This is a genomic window from Kitasatospora sp. NPDC023176, assembly GCF_055560495.1.
Genome location: NZ_JBVHIP010000003.1, coordinates 184,973 through 201,136, shown reverse-complemented (window position 1 = coordinate 201,136; position 16,164 = coordinate 184,973). Strand labels below are relative to the sequence as shown.

The following is a 16,164-nucleotide window of genomic DNA, read 5'->3' as shown; positions in this document are numbered from 1 at the left end:
CGGAGGGAGCAGGCGGATGGATCCGCGCGAGGTGGCGAACACCGTGTCAGGCGCCACGGTGGGCGGCCACGTGGTCCAGGCGGGCAGCATCGGCTCGTTGCACCTCCACCAGCCGGCGTCCGTGCCCAGGCCCCGTCAGGTCCGGCCGCCGCACGGCCCCTTCGTCAACCGCGAGCCGGAACTCGCCGCGCTGACCGAGGCGTTGGGCCGGGTCGAGGCCGGCGGGCTCGGGATCGTGGTGTTCACCGGACTCGGCGGGGTCGGGAAGACCGAGCTGATCGCCAAGTTCACCGAGGAGCACCGGACGAGCTTCCCGGACGGGGACCTCTACGCGGACCTGCTGGCCTACCGGCACCAGAGCGGGGTGGACCTGCCGGACCTGCTGGCCGGCTTCCTGCGCGCGCTCGGCTCCGAACCCCCGGCAGCGGAGGCCGAGCGGTTCACCGAGTTCCGTACGGTCACCGCCGAACGCCGCTGCCTGTTCTTCCTGGACAACGTCGAGCACGCCGCCGAAGTCCGGGCGCTGCTCCCGTCCAGCGGGCTGGTGGTGGTCGCGAGCCGGCGCCGGCTGCCCGCGTTGCGGATGGACGGCGCCGAGGTGCGGCAGCTCGGGCCGCTGAGCGCGGCCGCCGGCGCCGAGCTGGTGCGCGGGTGGCTGGGCGTCGGGCGGGGCACCGAGGCGGAGTTGGCGGAGCTGGTCGAGGAGTGTGGCGGGCTGCCGCTCACGCTGAACGCGGTCGGGAGCCAGCTGCTGGACCGGGAGCACCTGCCGGTCGGCCGGGTGGTGGCCGAACTGCGCGACCGGGAGGGCAGGTTGGCCGTGCTGGAGGACGAGGAGAATGGCCTCGGCCCGACCTACGACGCGGTGTACGAGCGGCTGTCGCCGCAGGGCCGGGCGCTCTACCGGCTGATCGGTGTGCACCCGGGCCCCTTCGTGTCGGCCGAACTGGCCCGCGCGGCGGGCGTCGAGCAGGCCGCGCGGGCGCTGACCGAACTGCGTGCCGTGCACCTGGTGGACGAGGTGCTCGACGCCGACGCCGAGGACCGCTTCCGGGCCCATGACGTGGTGCGGCTGCACGCCTACGGCCGGACCCGCGAACTCCCCGGCCGGGTCGACCTGCTGGCCCGGGTGGTGGCCTACTACCGGGGCCGCTGCTCGCTGGCGGACCGGGCGATGGGGGCGCGGCTTCGGCTGCAGGAGCCCGGAGGTGAGGGACTGCCCGGCTTCGGCTCCGGGGCGGCGGCCCTGGAGTGGCTGCACGCCGAACGGGCCAATCTGCGCGCGGTGGTGGAGGCGGCGGCCGAGCAGCGGTGGCACGGCGAGGTGTGGCGGCTCTGCGAATCGCTGTGGCCGCTCTACCACAGCCGCAAGCTCTACCAGGACTGGATCGCCACCCATCGGCTGGGCGTCGAGTCGGCCCACTGGGACAACCAGCCGGGCGCGGTGGTCCGGATGCGCAACCAGCTCGCCCGCGCCCACTACGAGCGCAAGGAGTACGGGCAGGCCGCCGAGCAGTTGGCGCTCGCCGCGGAGCAGCTGCCGCTGGTGGCCGAGCGCCGGGTGGTGGGCGTGCTGTACGAGACGGACGGCCTGCTGTGCCTGGCCGACGGCCGTCCGGGCGAGGCGGTGGAACGGTTCACGCTGGCCCTGGCGGAGAACCGGGGCGATGCCCACGGCGAGATCGTGCAGAGCTACAACCTGGCGCAGGCGCTGATCGCCGACGGGCGGCCGGACGAGGCGCTGGCCGTGCTGACGGAGGCTGCCGCCCGGGCTTCGGACACCGACGACCACGACATGCTGATGAAGCTGCCGCTGGTGCGCGCCCGGGCCCACCGGGCGCTCGGGCAGCTCGACCTGGCCGTCGACGCCGCGGGCGAGTGCGTCCGCCGGGCCGGTGAGCGGAAGGCGTACCCGAAGGAGGCCCAGGCCCACACCCTGCTGGTCGCCCTCGCGGAGGAACTGGACGATCCGGAGCTGGCCGAGCGCAGCCGGGCGCGGCTGCGGGAGCTGGCTTCCTAGGGCGCGCCCCAGCGCCGCGCGCCCGGCGGGGATCGTCGGAGATGTCCTAGGGACCGGTGGTGAAGGCGACCCGGGTGCGGTGCTCGCCGGTGTGGACGGTGAGTCCGTGCTCGGGCAGGCCGGCCGGGTCGCCGCCGTCGGCGAGCCAGCAGGCGACGGCGGAGCCGAGCAGCAGCGGGTCGAGGACGGGGTCGGGGTCGGCGAAGGCCGGTTCGGCGCGGGCCTCCAGCAGTAGGCCGGTGCGCAGCCGGAGCACGTGGCGGGCCGGGCCGAGGGCGGCCACGGCGACGGCGAGGCCGGGCAGTTCGGCGAAGGTGTCGGCGAGCCAGTGGGCGGCCGGGCGTTCGGCGTACGGCTCGGTGCGGGCGAGGACCTCGGCGGTGTGGCGCAGGGCGTCGCCGGGGTGGTCGTCGGTGAAGGCGTGGAAGCCGCGCGGGGTGTGGTCGACGGGGTCGATCGGGTAGCGCCGCAGGCTGACCTCCGTCCCCTCGCTCTTGCCCTCGACGTCGTACGCGGTGGGCCCTTGGGTGCTCCCGGGGCGGGGCACGGGGTGGGGATAGGGGCGCAGGACCGGTGCGGCCGCGGGTTCGTCCACGCCGTCGAGGAAGGAGTAGAGCAGCGGGCGCAGCACCCGGGCGGATTCGCCGCGGTGGGCCAGCGAGCGGTCGGTGAGGTCGCTCAGGTCGGCCGGGTCCCGGGCGAGGGCGCGTTCGAGCTGGGCGGCGAGGTCCCCGTCGGGGTCGAGGACGGGGGCGCTCTGGCCGAAGGCGTAGCCGGGGGAGTGCGGGTCGAGTTCGGCGGCGCCGGTGGCGACGATCATCGTTCGGCGTTCCAGGGCGGCGCCGTAGACGGAGACCGAGCCGTGGTCGCCGATCATGAAGTCGGCGGCGACGAGCGCGGCCTGCCAGCCCTGGTGGGGCGGGATGAGCCGCAGGCCCATCCGGCAGGCGTCGTCGAGCAGGGCCTCGGGGTCGTGTCGGCTCCAGATGTTGGGGTGGAGCACGACGGCCACCGTGTACTCGTCGGCGGGCAGTTGGCGGACCAGCCGTTGGGGGAGGTCGGGGTGGCGGCCGAATAACGAGTGCTCGCTCCAGGTGGAGTCGACGACGACGAGCCGGCGGCCGCGTACGGCGCCGAGTGCGGCGCGGTAGCCGTCACGGGAGCGTTCGCTGCGCAGGATCCGGTCGAAGCACGGGTCGCCGACGACCCGGGCGACGTCCAGGGCCTCGGGGCAGGAGGTCCGCAGCCGGTCCAGCTGTTCGGGGTGGGAGAGGCCGAGGACGTCCACGAACACCCGGCCGTGGTGGGTGAGTTCGTTGCGGGAGAGGCCGGCGGCGCTCACCTGGTCGCCGGTGGACTCGGTGACCAGCCGGTTGTAGCCGGCACCGTGCGGGAGGACGACCAGGCGGGCGTCCAGGCGGTGCATGGAGGAGTGGACGGCGCAGGCGACGGCCAGGTCGAAGCGGCGTCGGACGGCGTCCTCCCAGTCCAGCACGGTGTAGCCGGGCAGGCCGTGGAGGTACTCGTCCAGGGCGCGGTCGGCGAACACGGAGCCGGGGTTGACGGTGAAGTACCGCTCGATGCCGTCCGGGTTCAGCAGGGCGAGGACGTCCAGGACCCGGGTCGCGGAGGTGAGGGTGCGGGCGACCGCCAGCACGCGGGCCTTGACCGGGCGGGTGTTCCAGCGGTCGGCGGGCCAGACGTGGGGGTGGGACGGCACATCGTGATCGTACTCATCCGGCCGCGCCTAGGCGTCCGTTCGCGGGAGACGGGCAGTTCCGAGTGTCGGTCAGCCCGCCGCCGCGGTGGGCTCCTCGTGCTCGCCGGCGGCGCACTCGTCGAGGAGGGGGCGCAGGGCGTCGTCCACGAGCCGGTAGCGCACCACGCGTCCGTCCTTGTCGCCGGTGACCACGCCGGCGGTGCGGAGCAGCCGCAGGGCCTGGGAGACGGCCGGGTCGCGCATGCCGGTGGCGACCGCCAGGTCGCTGACGGCGAGCGGGCCGGCCCGGTGGAGGGCGAGCAGCAGGGCGAGCCGTCCGGGGTCGGAGAGCAGCGAGAACCGCTCGGCCCAGGACCGGACGTGGGCGGTGTCCCCGATGGCGGCGATGGCCTCGCAGACCCGGTGTCCGTCGATGGTGCGGTGGCCCGCGCGGTCGGCCGGTACGAGATGCATGCGGACATTCTGGCAGCTCACGACCTGTGATCCTGGACACCTGCACAGGTGCGCAGCCTTGCGGGGGTGCGGTCCCGCCCCTACGGTGTTCCCCGCCGTGGTGCTCGGGAAGACCGGTGACGGACCCTCAACAGGTCCCATTCCGGAGCGGCCCTCGCCACTGTGATCGGGGGACAGTCGTCCGAACCCACGTGCCACTGGGCGCCTCGTGCGCCTGGGAAGGCGGGTCCGGAAGCCCCGTAAGCCAGGAGACCGGCCACGGCATCTCACGAAGTCATTCCACGAGGTGCTGGAGCGTGATCCGAAGATGACCCTGCCCGAAACCGCCACGCCTGCCGAGGCGGCCCCCTCCGTCCTGCCCACCTTCCGGTGGAAGCGCGAGGACACTTTCCGTACCGCCGGGCTGATGGGGGTGATCCTCGCCATGCACGTGGTGGCCTTCGGGACGCTCGTCTTCCTGGTCGCGCCCCACGGCTACACGGTCGGCACCCAGGTGTTCGGGGTCGGCCTGGGCATCACCGCGTACACCTTGGGCATGCGGCACGCCTTCGACGCGGACCACATCGCGGTGATCGACAACACCACCCGCAAGCTGATGGCGGACGGCAAGCGTCCGGTCTCGGTGGGCTTCTGGTTCGCCCTCGGGCACTCCTCGATGGTGGTCCTGATGGCCGCCCTGGTGGCGGGCGGCGCTCAGCTGGCGAACACCCTGATGGACGACGACTCGGCCACCCACAAGTGGCTCGGGCTGGTCGGCACCACGGCCTCCGGCGCCTTCCTCTACCTGATCGGGGCGCTCAACCTGGCGGCGCTGCTCGGCATCCTCAAGGTGTTCCGCTCGATGCGGGCCGGAAGGTACGACGAGGCGGAGCTGGAGGAGCACCTCAACTCGCGCGGCTTCATGGCCCGGATCCTGAACCGGGCGACCCGCTCGATCACCCGGCCCGGGCAGATGTTCCCGGTCGGCATGGTGCTGGGCCTGGGCTTCGACACCGCGACCGAGGTCACCCTGATGGTGATGGCCGGTTCGGGCGCGGCGGCGGGGCTGCCCTGGTACGCGATCGTCTGCCTGCCGCTGCTGTTCGCGGCCGGGATGAGCCTGTTCGACACCCTGGACGGGACGTTCATGAACTTCGCGTACCAGTGGGCCTTCTCCAACCCGGTGCGCAAGGTGTACTACAACCTGACCATCACCGGGCTGTCGATCGCGGTGGCCTTCATCATCGGCACCATCGAGCTGGTCGGCGTGCTGCACGAGAAGCTCGACCTGACCGACCCGGTGACCGGGTTCATCGCGGACATCTCGCTGGACAACGTCGGCTACGCGATCGCGGGGTTGTTCGTGGTGGTGTGGGCGATCGCCATCGCCTACTGGAAGCTGACCGGCGTCGAGAAGCGCTGGACGCCCGCGAAGCGGCCGTAGCGGGAGGCCGCCCGGTGGTCACGCCGCCGCGAGCAGCAGCGTGCCCGCGACGGCGAGCCCGGCGCCGACCACCTGGACCGGGCGCAGCCGCTCCTTCAGCACGCCGCGCGCCAGCAGGGCGGTGACCACCGGGTAGAGCGAGGCGAGCACGGCGGCCGTCGCGGGCGAGTCACCGTGCGAGGCCATCGCGTAGGCGGCGTTGCCCGCGACGTCGGCCAGCCCGACGCAGGTGAGCAGGGGCAGGCGGGAGCGCAGCTCCGGCAGCAGCCCGGCGGTGTCGGTGCCGCGCAGCCCGATCAGCAGCGCGGCACCGCCGACGAGGATGTTGACGAGCCGCTGGACGAACAGCGCGAGCAGCAGTCCGCCGCCGGCCGAGGCCTGCGAGAGCAGTGACATGGTGGCCCCGAAGCCGAAGGCGGCGGCCAGGGTGAGCAGCAGAGCGGTGCGGGCCGCGGCCGGGCCGCCGCGCTCGGGGCCGCCGGCCAGCACCACGCCGGCCACCGCCACCGCGATCCCGGCCAGCTGGCCGGGGCCGGGCCGCTCGCCGTCCGCGAGCCCGACGCCGATCGGCACCACGACGCCGACGGTGGCGAGCGGGGACACCACTCCCATCGGGCCGAGTGCGAGCGCCCGGTAGAAGGCGAGCATCGCGAACGGGCCGATCACCCCAGCGGCGACGGCGTACCAGAGCGCCGGGGAGGCGTGGGCCGGGCCGCCGGTGGCCAGGAGCGCGAGGAGCAGGACGGCGGTGGCCGTGGCCTGGGAGACGACCACGACGGCGAGCGCGGGCAGCCGGCGGGTGAGGACGCCGCCGCCGAAGTCGCCCAGGCCGGTGAGCAGGCTGGCGGCGAGGGCGAGCAGGGCGGTCACCGGAGCGACCCGGGGTTCGAGGACAGCACAATGCACTCCGAAGTACAGTCGGATGGACTCGTTGCTGGAACGGCAGCGTAGTGCACTGAACTGAACTCGGCCGAACAATATTCTGTACTTCTCGTACGGTGGACACCGGAGGACTGCCCGCGTGCCGGACCCCGACCTCGTCTCCCGGGCCCTCGCCCGGAACGTCAAGCGGCTGCGCACCGAGCGCGGCCACACCCTGGACGCCCTGGCCGCCCGCTCCGGGGTGAGCCGCGGCATGATCGTCCAGATCGAGCAGGGCCGCACCAATCCGAGCGTGGCCACCGTCGTACGGCTCGGCGATGCGCTCGGCGTCTCGATCGCCACCCTGCTCGACTACGAGGAGGGCCCGGACGTCCGGATCGTGCCCGGCGACCAGGCCGTCCCGCTCTGGACCGGACCGGCCGGCGGGACGGGCACCCTGCTGCACGGGATCGAGGCCCCCGGGCCGCTGGAGCTGTGGGACTGGCGGATGGCGCCCGGCGAGGAGTACTCCTCCGAGCCGCACCCGGCCGGGACGGTGGAACTCCTCCGGGTCGTCGAGGGCGAGCTGACCCTGGTGCACGGCGAGCGCGAGCACGCGGTGCCGGCCGGCAGCACGGTCTCCTTCGACGCCTCCTTCGCGCACGTCTACCGCAACGCGGGGGAGCGGGAGCTGCGGCTGACCATGGTGGTGTCGGTGCCGCCGCCGCGCTGAGCCCCTCCCGTGCACGCCGGAACGGCGCCTCCCCTGGTCGGGGGGCGCCGTTCCGGCGTCGTGCCGTCAGTGCCGGTCGCCGTAGCGGCGGCGGAACTGCTCCACCCGGCCGGCGGTGTCGAGCACCCGGGACTGACCGGTGTAGAAGGGGTGGCTCGCCGAGGAGATCTCGACGTCGATCACCGGGTAGGTGTTGCCGTCCTCCCACTCGACGGTGCGGTCGCTGGTGACGGTCGAGCGGGTGAGGAAGGCGAGGCCGCCGACCTTGTCGCGGAAGACGACCGGGCGGTAGCTGGGGTGGATTCCGGGCTTCATGGCTGGGCTCCTCCGGGGTGGTGGGTCAGCGGGGCGGTGGGTCGGTGGGGTGGTGGGGTGGCGGGACGTGGTGGGTCGGCGGGGTGGTGGGTCAGCGCTCTTCGCGGAAGTCGACGTGCCGGCCCGCGGCCGGGTCGTACTTGCGCAGGACCATCCGGTCCGGGTCGTTGCGGCGGTTCTTGCGGGTCACGTACGTGTAGCCGGTGCCGGCGGTGGAGCGGAGCTTGATCACCGGGCGCAGTTCGCTGCGGGCCATCGGGCGTCCTCCTGGGGCCTGGTGGTGCGGGATTCCGGGGCTGGGTCGGAACCGTACACCGAAATGGAAGTCATTTTCATCTGGTGTAACGTGACCATCGTCCCGCCCATTCCCGGACGCCAGGGAGCACCCATGTCCGCCCACTGCCAGCTCACCGGCCGCCGGCCCGGCTTCGGCAACGCGATCTCGCACTCGCACCGCCGCACCCCGCGCCGCTTCGACCCCAACATCCAGCGCAAGCGCTACTGGCTGCCCAGCGAGGGCCGCCACGTGCGGCTCGTCCTGAGCGCCAAGGGCATCCGCACCATCGACACGATCGGCATCGAGGCCGCCGTCGCCCGCATCCGCGCCCGGGGGGAGAAGGTCTGATGGCCAAGCAGAGCAAGATCGCCAAGAACGAGCGGCGCCGCGCGACCGTCGCCCGCTACGCGGAGCGCCGGGCCGCACTCAAGCGGATCATCGCCCACCCCGGCACCGCCCCCGCCGAGCGCGCCGCCGCCCAGGCCGAACTCGCCCGCCAGCCGCGCGACGCCAGCGCCACCAGGGTCCGCAACCGCGACGCCGTCGACGGCCGCCCCCGCGGCTACCTGCGCGCCTTCGGCCTCTCCCGGGTCAACCTGCGGGTGCACGCCCACGCCGGGCACCTGCCGGGCGTCCGCAAGGCGAGCTGGTGAGCGGCATGGACGGGACCAGGCTCCCGGTGGTCGTGGTCGCCGGCCTCCACCAGGACGAACGCCGGTCCGCCGTCCAGGAGTTGACGGCCACTGCGGTGGATGCCGTGGTGCTGCGGCACGATCTGCGGGACGCCTCCCGCGGCCTCGTCCACCGCGAACTGCGGGACGCGGGCGGGGCGTTCGACACCGCGACGGTCCCGCTGGTGAACGACTGCGGCTGCTGCGCCCTGCGCGAGGACCTGCTGCCCCGGCTGCTGGAGATCGCCGACGGCGGCCGGTACGGGCTCGCGGTGGTCGAACTCTGGGGCGGCAGCGACCCGCACCCCGCCGTCGAGGTGCTCGCCGGCGGCGAGGTGGACGGCCGGCTCCTGGCGGAGGCGATCGAACTCGCGGGCGTGGTCACCGCCGTCGACCCGGACCGGCTGATCGCCGAACTCTCCGTCCCCGACGACCTGCTGGAGCACGGCGAACACACCGCCGCCCGGGACGACCGCACCCGCGCGGAGGCGCTCGCCCACCAGGTCGAGTACGCCACCACCCTCGCCGTGCCGTGCGCCGCGGCGCACGCGCCGGGGCGGGCACTGCTGCGCCGGCTCCACCCGACCGCCCGGGTGGTCCGGCTCGGCACCGGCGCGCTCACCCGGGCCGCGCTCGGCGGCTTCGACGTCGCCGCCGCCCGCGACCGCGTCAACCCGGCGATCGCGCTGCTCCCCCAGGAGGGCGACGAGGCCGGGGTGGCGACCCTGGTCTGGGAGCGCCGCCGCCCCCTCCACCCGGAACGGCTGCACCGGGCCCTCGAACTGCTCGTCCCGGCCGCCCAACGCAGCCGCGGCCGGTTCTGGCTGGCCAACCGGCCCGACCTGATGCTCGCCTGGGACGCGGCCGGGGCCAACCTCGCGGTCGAGGAGTGCGGGCCGTGGCTCTCCGCCCTGCCCGACGCCGCCTGGGACCTCTACCCGCCGGCCCGCCGCGCCGCCGCCGCCCTCGACTGGCACCCGCTGCACGGCGACCGGGTCCAGCAGCTCAGCTTCACCGCCGAGGGGCTGGACGTCGACGGCATCACCGAACTGCTCGACTCCTGCCTGCTCACCGACGCCGAACTCGCCGCCGGCGAACCCGGCTGGAAGGCCCTCCCGGACGCCTTCCAGGACCTGCTCGACCCCGTCCACCTCTGAAGCCCCCGGAACCCCCGAAGCCCGGAAACCTCCGGAACCTCTGAAACGGAGCACCCATGCGCAAACGCACCACCCCGCCGAAGGCCCGCCCCAACCCGCTGATCGCGGCCGGTATCGAGTACATCGACTACAAGGACACCGACCTGCTGCGCCGCTTCGTCTCCGACCGCGGCAAGATCCTCCCCCAGCCTTCGGCCGGGAGGGGCCCCCATCGGCGCGTCACCCGCCTAACCGTCCAGCAGCAGCGGGCGATGGCCCGGGCGATCAGGAACGCCCGCGAGATGGCCCTCCTCCCGTACGCCTCCGGCACCACCCGATAGGAGCCCCCCGATGGCAGTCCCCAAGCGCAGGACCTCCCGCAGCAACACCCGGCACCGCCGCGCCCAGTGGAAGGCGACCGCTCCCAAGCTGGTGCCGATCACCCTCGACGGCCGCGAGCTGCTCGTCCCGCAGAACCTCGTCCCGGCCTACCGTCGCGGGCTGATCGATCCGGAGGCGCGGTAGCGGCGAACCGCACGGGAGGGGAGGTGGTGGGGAGGGGCGGGCGGGGGCGCGCGGGGCGCAGTGGGGTGCCGGAGCATCCGGCGGGGGTGCTCGGCGGGCGGTTCGGGCCGAGGGTTCGTAGGCTCGACGCATGGCGGATGCGTACGCGGGTCGGCGGGAGCGGGTGAGGGAGCACTGCGGTGCGGCCGGGGCCGATGCGGCGCTGATCACCCGGGCGGCGAACGTGCGGTATCTGACGGGCTGCGCGCCCTGCGGGGCGACCTTGCTGCTGACCCGGGACCGGACGCTGCTGACGCTGCCGGACGACCTGCCGCCGGACGACTCCGGGGAGCACCTGATCGCCCCCGACGTCACCCAGGTGCCGGTGCCGGCCGGGTCGGACACCGCGCTGGCCGCCGCGGCCACGGCCGGGCGGCTGGGGGTGCGGGGCCTGGCGGTGGAGGAGCACGACCTGACCGTCACCCGGCACCGGGCGGTGGCGGGCCTGCTGGAGGGGGCCCGGCTGACGGACCTCGGCCGGCTGGTGGAGCGGCTGCGGGTGGTGAAGGACGAGCACGAGATCGCCGACCTGCGGATCGCCGCCGAGATCGCCGACCAGGCGCTCGGCGAGCTGCTGGAGTCGATCCTGGTCGGCCGGACCGAGCGGCACCTGGCGATGGAGCTGGAGCGCCGGATGATCGACCACGGCGCCGACCGGGCCGCCTTCCCGGTGTCCGTCGGCACCGGCGGCCACTCCGGCCAGCCCGCCCACCAGCCGACCGACCGGCGGGTGGAGGAGGGTGACTTCCTCACCGTGGTGATGGGTGCCCAGTACCGCGGCTACGGCGTCTCCACCGCCCGGACCTTCGTGATCGGGGCCGCTCCCGCGCCCTGGCAGGTCGAGCTGCACCGGCTGGTCTTCCGGGCCCAGCGGGCCGGCCGGGAGGCGCTCGGCCCGGGGGTGGAGCAGTGCGTGCCCGACCGGGTCGCCCGCCAGGTCCTGGAGGCGGCCGGCCACACCGAGGCCTCGCCGCACCCGGTGGGCCACGGCATCGGGCTGGAGATCCGGGAGGCGCCGCGCCTCGGTCCTTCGGACATGGGTAAACTGGACAGCCGCGTGCCGGTCACCGTCGGCCCAGGGGTCCACCTCCCGGGCAAGGGCGGGGTCCGGATCGAGGACACGCTCGTCGTACGCCCCCTCGAGGAGGGCGGGCCCGAGCTGCTCACCATCACCACCAAGGAGCTCCTCGCCCTGTGACGGCGGCCCCGAAGGCCGTCGGCGACAGGACGCGACCCCTTGGTTCCTTGACAGCTATATCCAGGAGTAAGTGCGCCCGTGGCTTCCACGAACGATCTCAAGAACGGCATGGTCCTCAAGCTGGAGGGCGGCAAGCTCTGGTCCGTCGTCGAGTTCCAGCACGTCAAGCCCGGCAAGGGCCCGGCCTTCGTGCGTACGAAGCTCAAGGAGGTCCTGACGGGCAAGGTCGTCGACAAGACCTTCAACGCCGGCACCAAGGTCGAGACCGCCAACGTCGACAAGCGCGGCATGCAGTTCTCGTACAAGGACGGCGAGAACTTCGTGTTCATGGACATGGACACCTACGACCAGCTGACCATCGAGCCCGCCGTCGTCGGCGACGCCTCCAAGTACCTGCTGGAGGGCTTCGAGGCCCTCGTCGCGCAGAACGAGGGCGAGGTGCTCTACATCGAGCTCCCGACCTCCGTCGAGCTGACCATCGCCGAGACCGAGCCGGGCGTCCAGGGCGACCGCTCCACCGGTGGCACCAAGCCGGCCACCCTGGAGACGGGTGCCGAGATCCAGGTGCCGCTCTTCATCACCACCGGTGAGAAGGTCAAGGTCGACACCCGCGACGGCAGCTACCTCGGCCGGGTGAAGTAAGTCCGTGTCGGCCGCACGTAGCAAGGCCCGTACCCGGGCCTTCCAGATCCTCTTCGAGGCCGACCACCGCGGGGTCGACCCGCAGCAGGTCCTCGCCGACTGGGTGGCCCGCGCCCGCGAGCCCAAGCCCGACGAGGGCACCCCGCAGGTCGGCGAGTACACGATGGAGCTCATCGAGGGGTACGTCCAGTACGCCGGTCGCATCGACGACCTGATCGAGCAGTACGCGGTGGGCTGGACCCTCGACCGGATGCCGATCGTGGACCGCAACGTCCTGCGGCTCGGCGCGTACGAGCTGATCTGGGAGGACGGCGTCCCGGACGCGGTCGTCCTGGACGAGGCCGTCGAGATCGCCAAGGAGTTCTCCACGGACGACTCCCCGGCCTTCGTCAACGGCATGCTCGCCCGCTTCATGGAACTGAAGCCGAGCATCCGCCGGTAACCGGTGACGCCTTGTGGAACGGCCGTCGGACCCGAACTTTCGGGTCCGGCGGCCGTTTCGCTGATCCGACAGTCGTCAGGTGCACCCGGTGGGCGTAATGTGGATCCCTACTCGCCAGTAACTTCGCTGGCGGGACCGCCGGCGACCGCGTCAGCGCACTGAAGGGCAGGCCACCCATGACCACCGCGACCCGCAGCGAGTTCGACCGGGGCATCGCCCTGACCAGACACCCCGAGGAGGCCGGCCGCTACGAGGCCGAACTCGGCGCCGGCTGGCAGATCGGCGGCGGGGTCAACGGCGGGCTGCTGCTCGCCGTGGCCGGACACGCGCTGTCGCTGGAGCACGGGCAGCACCCGGACCCGGTGTCGATCAGCGGTTACTACCTGTCCGCCTCCACCCCCGGCCCGGCCACCGTCCGCACCGAGGTGCTGCGCTCCGGCCGCGGCCTGTCCACCGGCACCGCCTCGCTCAGCCAGGACGGCGTCGAACGCCTGCGGGTGGTGGCCAGCCACGGTGACCTCGCCACCGCCGACGGCGAGGTGCGCACCAGCGCCACCCCGCCGCAGCTGCCGCCGCCGGAGCAGTGCATCGGCATCGAGCACGCGCCCCGGCAGCTGGTCGAGCAGGCCGCCCTGCTGGAGCGCTTCGACCTGCGGCTCGACCCGGCCACCGTCGGCTGGGCGCTCGGACAGCCCTCCGGCAACGGCCGGATCCAGGGCTGGTTCCGGCTCGCCGACGGCCGCGAGCCCGACCCGCTGCTGCTCCTGCTGGTCGCCGACGCGCTGCCGCCGGTCACCTTCGACCTCGGCCTGCCCGGCTGGGCCCCGACCGTCGAGCTGACCGTCCACCTGCGCGCCAAGCCCGCCCCGGGCTGGCTGCGGGTCGTCCACTCCACCCGCAACATGGCCGGCGGCTACTTCGAGGAGGACGCCGAGATCTGGGACGAGGCCGGTCGCCTGGTCGCCCAGTCCCGCCAGCTGGCCCGGGTGCCGCGATAGGGCTTGGCCTGGCTCCTGACGACTCGGCGAACTCGGCTATTACCGGTGGTTACATTCCTGTGACACGCCGTACGTGTGTGGCGCGCGGAACTGGGGAGTAACACGGTCAGCGGCGAGCTCCGCCGCTGACCGTCACCGCCAGACGCCCGTCCGCCGACGCCAGGAGCCCCCGATGACCAGCCGCAAGGGCCGCGCCCGCCGCAACTCCGACTGCACCGCCGGCGGCCCGCGCCCCGCGCTGCGGGCGCCGCACCGGCCGCAGCGGGTCGAGGGGGCCGAGCAGGCGTTCGTCATGGGGGTGCTCACCAGCGCCGCGGACTTCGCCCGGGCCCGCGCCTGGGGGGTCTGCGACGCCCCCGACTACGAGCGCTACCTGGCCGACACCGCCGAGCTGCTGGCCGACGCGCTGGAGCGGTTCGAGACCGTCCGGGCCCGGATGTTCCACCCGCAGGACTTCGCGGAGTTCTGCCTGCTGCACGGACTGGACCCGGCCGAGCCCGCCGCCCGGGACCGCTACCTGGTCAACCCGCCGCTGCACACCCAGCTGCTGGCCTATCAGGGCGAGGAACTGGCCGGGGACTTCGTGCCGCGGCTGGTCCGGGCCCGGGAGAACGGGCTGACGCTCTGCCACGCCGACCTGCTGCTCGACGGCGGGCTGTACGGGGGCGCGGCGGAGACGGACGAGGAGCACGTGCGCTGGGTTCGCGCCGCCTACCAGCGCGGGGGCGAGGTGTTCCGCCGGATGCTGGTCGGCGCGGGCGCCGGGGTGTACGAGCTGCGGCTGCGGGTGGAGGCGCCGGGCGGGAAGCTGACCGCGGCGGCCCGGGTGCTGCAGTGGGAGGACGGCGTGGTGCGGATCAACGACGAGGACCTGGAGCTGGTCTGCGCCGTGCTGTGCGCGGGGCTGGCGCTGGAGCTGCCCGCGGTCGCCGTGCTCCACGGCTCGCAGGGCTCGGCCGCCTCCTGCGGCGAGTACCTGCCGGCGGCCTGGGCCTGGTCGAGCAGCGGGCCGGACTGGGCGCCGGCCGCCCGCCCGGTCCGGCTGGACGGGATCGCGGCGCAGCCGGGCTACAGCCTGGGGACGGTCTGCTGAGGTCTGGCCGAGGCCTGGCCGAGGTGGCGGTCACAGCGACACCGCGGCGCGGCTCCCCTGATCCGGGGAACCGCGCCGTGACGTTTCTGCTTGCCAGCACTGAGGAAAACAGCGCATGGCAGTGACGTGCCTACCGAGAGAAGCCGGCGAGCGTCAGCTCGCGTCCTCCTCGCGCACCGCGCGGCGCGCGTCGGGGTTGAGCACGCCCCAGGAGATCAGCTGCTCGGTGAGGATCGACGGCGACTGGTCGTAGATGACGGCCAGAGTGCGCAGGTCGTCCTGACGGATCGAGAGGACCTTGCCGTTGTAGTCGCCGCGCTGGCTCTGGATGGTCGCCGCATAGCGCTGCAGCGGCCCGGCCTTCTCGGACGGGACCTGGGTCAGTCTCTCCAGGTCGAGGACCAGGCGCGGCGGCGGCTCGGCCGCGCCGCCGGGGGTGCCTCCGGGCAGCAGCTCCTGCACCGGCACGCCGTAGAACTCGGCGAGCTCGGCCAGCCGCTGCACGGTGACCGCACGGTCGCCGCGCTCGTAGGAGCCGACGACGACTGCCTTCCAGCGCCCCTGGGACTTCTCCTCGACACCGTGCAGGGAGAGCCCCTGCTGAGTGCGGATCGCTCGGAGCTTGCCTCCGAGCTGCTTCGCGTAGTCGCTGGACATTGATCTCCCCGGACGAGATTGCTTCGCGTTCAGTGGTGGGTCACGGGCGATTCGCCGACGTCGTTACCGGTGGGTTCGACGTCCGTCTCGTAACTCACTGTGAGGTTACGTAGAGTAAGGTAGTTGCGTCAAGCCGAATGGGGCAGTCGTGCGAATAGCCCGCATCGTCGGCGCATCTGGTATGTGAACCCGGCGAAGCGGAATGGTGGCGGTCCATTTGCCCGTCCGGCGCGCTGGTAGGATGGCCCGAAGCCCACGCCCGGTCGGCGGGGGCAGATTCCCAGACATCCTTTAAGGCCCGTCCAGTGAGGCGGGGAAGGAGGTCCGCTTCGGCATGACCACACACCACGAACAGACGCCGCGGCCGCCGCACCAGGTGCTGGACGCCACGGACATCGCCCGGGTCGTCACCCGGATAGCGCACGAGATCGTCGAGCGCGCCAAGGGCGCGGAGGACGTCGTGCTGCTCGGCATCCACACCAGGGGCGTCCACCTCGCCCGCCGCCTGCACGGCAGGCTGGCCCAGATCACCGGGCGCGAGATCCCGCTGGGCACCCTGGACATCACCATGTACCGGGACGACCTGCGGCTGAAGCCCGCCCGCGCCCTGGAGCACACCGAGATCCCGCCCGGCGGCATCGACGGCAAGCTCGTCATCCTCGTCGACGACGTGCTGTTCTCCGGCCGCACCATCCGCGCCGCGCTCGACGCGCTGAGCGACATCGGCCGCCCGCGCGCCGTGCAGCTCGCCGTCCTCGTCGACCGCGGCCACCGGGAGCTGCCGATCCGGGCCGACTACGTGGGCAAGAACCTCCCGACCTCGCTGCGCGAGGCCGTGCAGGTCCGGCTGGCCGACACCGACGGCGTGGACGCCGTCCTGGTCGGCGACCGCGACCACACCGCCCGCAGCTCGCAGGCCATGGCCTCCCAGCCCACCGAACCGCACCTCCCGGAGTAACCC

The 16,164-nt window shown here is 73.4% G+C and carries 20 protein-coding genes and 1 riboswitch; of the genes, 14 read left to right on the top strand and 6 right to left on the bottom strand.

The genetic code is table 11. The annotated features are described in order from the left end of the window. Positions 1 to 16: 16 nt before the first annotated feature. A complete protein-coding gene (locus ACZ3YL_RS06885) occupies positions 17 to 2,020 on the top strand; it encodes an AAA family ATPase (protein WP_465655948.1) in 2,004 nt (667 codons plus the stop codon). A 46-nt stretch (positions 2,021 to 2,066) separates the two neighbouring features. Here the strand turns inward: ACZ3YL_RS06885 and ACZ3YL_RS06880 are convergent, their stop codons facing one another. Beyond that, positions 2,067 to 3,740: a hypothetical protein gene (locus tag ACZ3YL_RS06880; protein WP_317621519.1), complete on the bottom strand. Its 1,674-nt coding sequence runs from the start codon at positions 3,738 to 3,740 to the stop codon at positions 2,067 to 2,069. 69 nt (positions 3,741 to 3,809) lie between these two features. Beyond that, complete coding sequence (locus ACZ3YL_RS06875; protein ID WP_188309975.1) at positions 3,810 to 4,193, bottom strand: ArsR/SmtB family transcription factor; 384 nt, start codon at positions 4,191 to 4,193, stop codon at positions 3,810 to 3,812. 81 nt (positions 4,194 to 4,274) lie between these two features. Next, a riboswitch (cobalamin riboswitch) is annotated at positions 4,275 to 4,468 on the top strand. A 32-nt stretch (positions 4,469 to 4,500) separates the two neighbouring features. Between ACZ3YL_RS06875 and nicT the strand changes: the two genes are divergently transcribed. After that, on the top strand, positions 4,501 to 5,616 hold the full coding sequence (gene nicT / locus ACZ3YL_RS06870; RefSeq protein WP_465655945.1) for a Nickel transporter NicT: 1,116 nt from the start codon (positions 4,501 to 4,503) through the stop codon (positions 5,614 to 5,616). Positions 5,617 to 5,634: 18 nt separating this feature from the next. Here nicT and ACZ3YL_RS06865 read toward each other — a convergent pair whose 3' ends face one another. Continuing rightward, positions 5,635 to 6,486 carry an EamA family transporter gene (locus tag ACZ3YL_RS06865; protein ID WP_465655943.1) on the bottom strand — a complete coding sequence of 284 codons (852 nt, stop codon included), beginning with the start codon at positions 6,484 to 6,486 and terminating at the stop codon, positions 5,635 to 5,637. A gap of 151 nt (positions 6,487 to 6,637) precedes the next feature. Here ACZ3YL_RS06865 and ACZ3YL_RS06860 point away from each other — a divergent pair, with 151 nt between their 5' ends. After that, a complete protein-coding gene (locus tag ACZ3YL_RS06860; protein WP_188309978.1) occupies positions 6,638 to 7,210 on the top strand; it encodes a helix-turn-helix domain-containing protein in 573 nt (190 codons plus the stop codon). Positions 7,211 to 7,276: 66 nt separating this feature from the next. On the opposite strand, the gene ACZ3YL_RS06855 is transcribed toward ACZ3YL_RS06860, so the two are convergent. Both ACZ3YL_RS06855 and rpmG read right to left on the bottom strand, forming a co-directional pair. Next, positions 7,277 to 7,525 carry a type B 50S ribosomal protein L31 gene (locus ACZ3YL_RS06855; protein WP_188309979.1) on the bottom strand — a complete coding sequence of 83 codons (249 nt, stop codon included), beginning with the start codon at positions 7,523 to 7,525 and terminating at the stop codon, positions 7,277 to 7,279. A gap of 91 nt (positions 7,526 to 7,616) precedes the next feature. After that, the gene (gene rpmG / locus ACZ3YL_RS06850) at positions 7,617 to 7,781 is read right to left on the bottom strand and encodes a 50S ribosomal protein L33 (protein ID WP_359829676.1); all 165 of its coding nucleotides are present in this window, start codon (positions 7,779 to 7,781) and stop codon (positions 7,617 to 7,619) included. A gap of 132 nt (positions 7,782 to 7,913) precedes the next feature. Here rpmG and rpmB point away from each other — a divergent pair, with 132 nt between their 5' ends. From rpmB to ACZ3YL_RS06800, 10 genes are all read left to right on the top strand, one after another. After that, positions 7,914 to 8,150, top strand: coding sequence for a 50S ribosomal protein L28 (gene rpmB, locus ACZ3YL_RS06845; RefSeq protein WP_188309981.1), 237 nt, complete (start codon positions 7,914 to 7,916; stop codon positions 8,148 to 8,150). After that, a complete protein-coding gene (rpsN, locus tag ACZ3YL_RS06840) occupies positions 8,150 to 8,455 on the top strand; it encodes a 30S ribosomal protein S14 (protein WP_188309982.1) in 306 nt (101 codons plus the stop codon). The genes rpmB and rpsN overlap by 1 nt, the downstream gene beginning before the upstream one ends. A 5-nt stretch (positions 8,456 to 8,460) precedes the next feature. Beyond that, positions 8,461 to 9,630 (top strand): CobW family GTP-binding protein, encoded by a 1,170-nt coding sequence (locus tag ACZ3YL_RS06835; protein WP_465655940.1) that lies wholly within the window; start codon positions 8,461 to 8,463, stop codon positions 9,628 to 9,630. 56 nt (positions 9,631 to 9,686) lie between these two features. Next, positions 9,687 to 9,950, top strand: a complete 264-nt coding sequence (gene rpsR, locus ACZ3YL_RS06830) for a 30S ribosomal protein S18 (RefSeq protein ID WP_188309984.1) — start codon at positions 9,687 to 9,689, stop codon at positions 9,948 to 9,950. A gap of 10 nt (positions 9,951 to 9,960) precedes the next feature. Further along, entirely contained in the window at positions 9,961 to 10,134 is a 174-nt protein-coding gene (gene rpmF / locus ACZ3YL_RS06825) for a 50S ribosomal protein L32 (RefSeq protein WP_188309985.1), read from the top strand. A gap of 130 nt (positions 10,135 to 10,264) precedes the next feature. Next, on the top strand, positions 10,265 to 11,371 hold the full coding sequence (locus ACZ3YL_RS06820; protein WP_188309986.1) for an aminopeptidase P family protein: 1,107 nt from the start codon (positions 10,265 to 10,267) through the stop codon (positions 11,369 to 11,371). A gap of 78 nt (positions 11,372 to 11,449) precedes the next feature. After that, positions 11,450 to 12,013: an elongation factor P gene (efp, locus tag ACZ3YL_RS06815; RefSeq protein WP_188309987.1), complete on the top strand. Its 564-nt coding sequence runs from the start codon at positions 11,450 to 11,452 to the stop codon at positions 12,011 to 12,013. Positions 12,014 to 12,017: 4 nt separating this feature from the next. Continuing rightward, the gene (gene nusB / locus ACZ3YL_RS06810) at positions 12,018 to 12,455 is read left to right on the top strand and encodes a transcription antitermination factor NusB (RefSeq protein ID WP_188309988.1); all 438 of its coding nucleotides are present in this window, start codon (positions 12,018 to 12,020) and stop codon (positions 12,453 to 12,455) included. 176 nt (positions 12,456 to 12,631) lie between these two features. Then, the gene (locus ACZ3YL_RS06805; protein ID WP_188309989.1) at positions 12,632 to 13,453 is read left to right on the top strand and encodes a thioesterase family protein; all 822 of its coding nucleotides are present in this window, start codon (positions 12,632 to 12,634) and stop codon (positions 13,451 to 13,453) included. 172 nt (positions 13,454 to 13,625) lie between these two features. Beyond that, on the top strand, positions 13,626 to 14,546 hold the full coding sequence (locus ACZ3YL_RS06800; protein WP_188309990.1) for a hypothetical protein: 921 nt from the start codon (positions 13,626 to 13,628) through the stop codon (positions 14,544 to 14,546). 153 nt (positions 14,547 to 14,699) lie between these two features. On the opposite strand, the gene bldD is transcribed toward ACZ3YL_RS06800, so the two are convergent. Continuing rightward, entirely contained in the window at positions 14,700 to 15,203 is a 504-nt protein-coding gene (gene bldD, locus ACZ3YL_RS06795; RefSeq protein ID WP_030056198.1) for a transcriptional regulator BldD, read from the bottom strand. Positions 15,204 to 15,537: 334 nt separating this feature from the next. Here bldD and pyrR point away from each other — a divergent pair, with 334 nt between their 5' ends. Then, on the top strand, positions 15,538 to 16,161 hold the full coding sequence (pyrR, locus tag ACZ3YL_RS06790) for a bifunctional pyr operon transcriptional regulator/uracil phosphoribosyltransferase PyrR (RefSeq protein WP_188309991.1): 624 nt from the start codon (positions 15,538 to 15,540) through the stop codon (positions 16,159 to 16,161). Positions 16,162 to 16,164: the final 3 nt, after the last annotated feature.

Coding starts and splice junctions, on each gene's coding strand:
- pyrR (WP_188309991.1), top strand. CDS start 15,538: ATGACCACACACCACGAACAGACGCCGCGGCCGCCGCACCAGGTGCTG.
- rpmB (WP_188309981.1), top strand. CDS start 7,914: ATGTCCGCCCACTGCCAGCTCACCGGCCGCCGGCCCGGCTTCGGCAAC.
- rpmG (WP_359829676.1), bottom strand. CDS start 7,781: ATGGCCCGCAGCGAACTGCGCCCGGTGATCAAGCTCCGCTCCACCGCC.
- ACZ3YL_RS06800 (WP_188309990.1), top strand. CDS start 13,626: ATGACCAGCCGCAAGGGCCGCGCCCGCCGCAACTCCGACTGCACCGCC.
- nicT (WP_465655945.1), top strand. CDS start 4,501: ATGACCCTGCCCGAAACCGCCACGCCTGCCGAGGCGGCCCCCTCCGTC.
- rpmF (WP_188309985.1), top strand. CDS start 9,961: ATGGCAGTCCCCAAGCGCAGGACCTCCCGCAGCAACACCCGGCACCGC.
- ACZ3YL_RS06885 (WP_465655948.1), top strand. CDS start 17: ATGGATCCGCGCGAGGTGGCGAACACCGTGTCAGGCGCCACGGTGGGC.
- ACZ3YL_RS06875 (WP_188309975.1), bottom strand. CDS start 4,193: ATGCATCTCGTACCGGCCGACCGCGCGGGCCACCGCACCATCGACGGA.
- rpsR (WP_188309984.1), top strand. CDS start 9,687: ATGCGCAAACGCACCACCCCGCCGAAGGCCCGCCCCAACCCGCTGATC.
- ACZ3YL_RS06820 (WP_188309986.1), top strand. CDS start 10,265: ATGGCGGATGCGTACGCGGGTCGGCGGGAGCGGGTGAGGGAGCACTGC.
- rpsN (WP_188309982.1), top strand. CDS start 8,150: ATGGCCAAGCAGAGCAAGATCGCCAAGAACGAGCGGCGCCGCGCGACC.
- ACZ3YL_RS06805 (WP_188309989.1), top strand. CDS start 12,632: ATGACCACCGCGACCCGCAGCGAGTTCGACCGGGGCATCGCCCTGACC.
- bldD (WP_030056198.1), bottom strand. CDS start 15,203: ATGTCCAGCGACTACGCGAAGCAGCTCGGAGGCAAGCTCCGAGCGATC.
- ACZ3YL_RS06855 (WP_188309979.1), bottom strand. CDS start 7,525: ATGAAGCCCGGAATCCACCCCAGCTACCGCCCGGTCGTCTTCCGCGAC.
- ACZ3YL_RS06835 (WP_465655940.1), top strand. CDS start 8,461: ATGGACGGGACCAGGCTCCCGGTGGTCGTGGTCGCCGGCCTCCACCAG.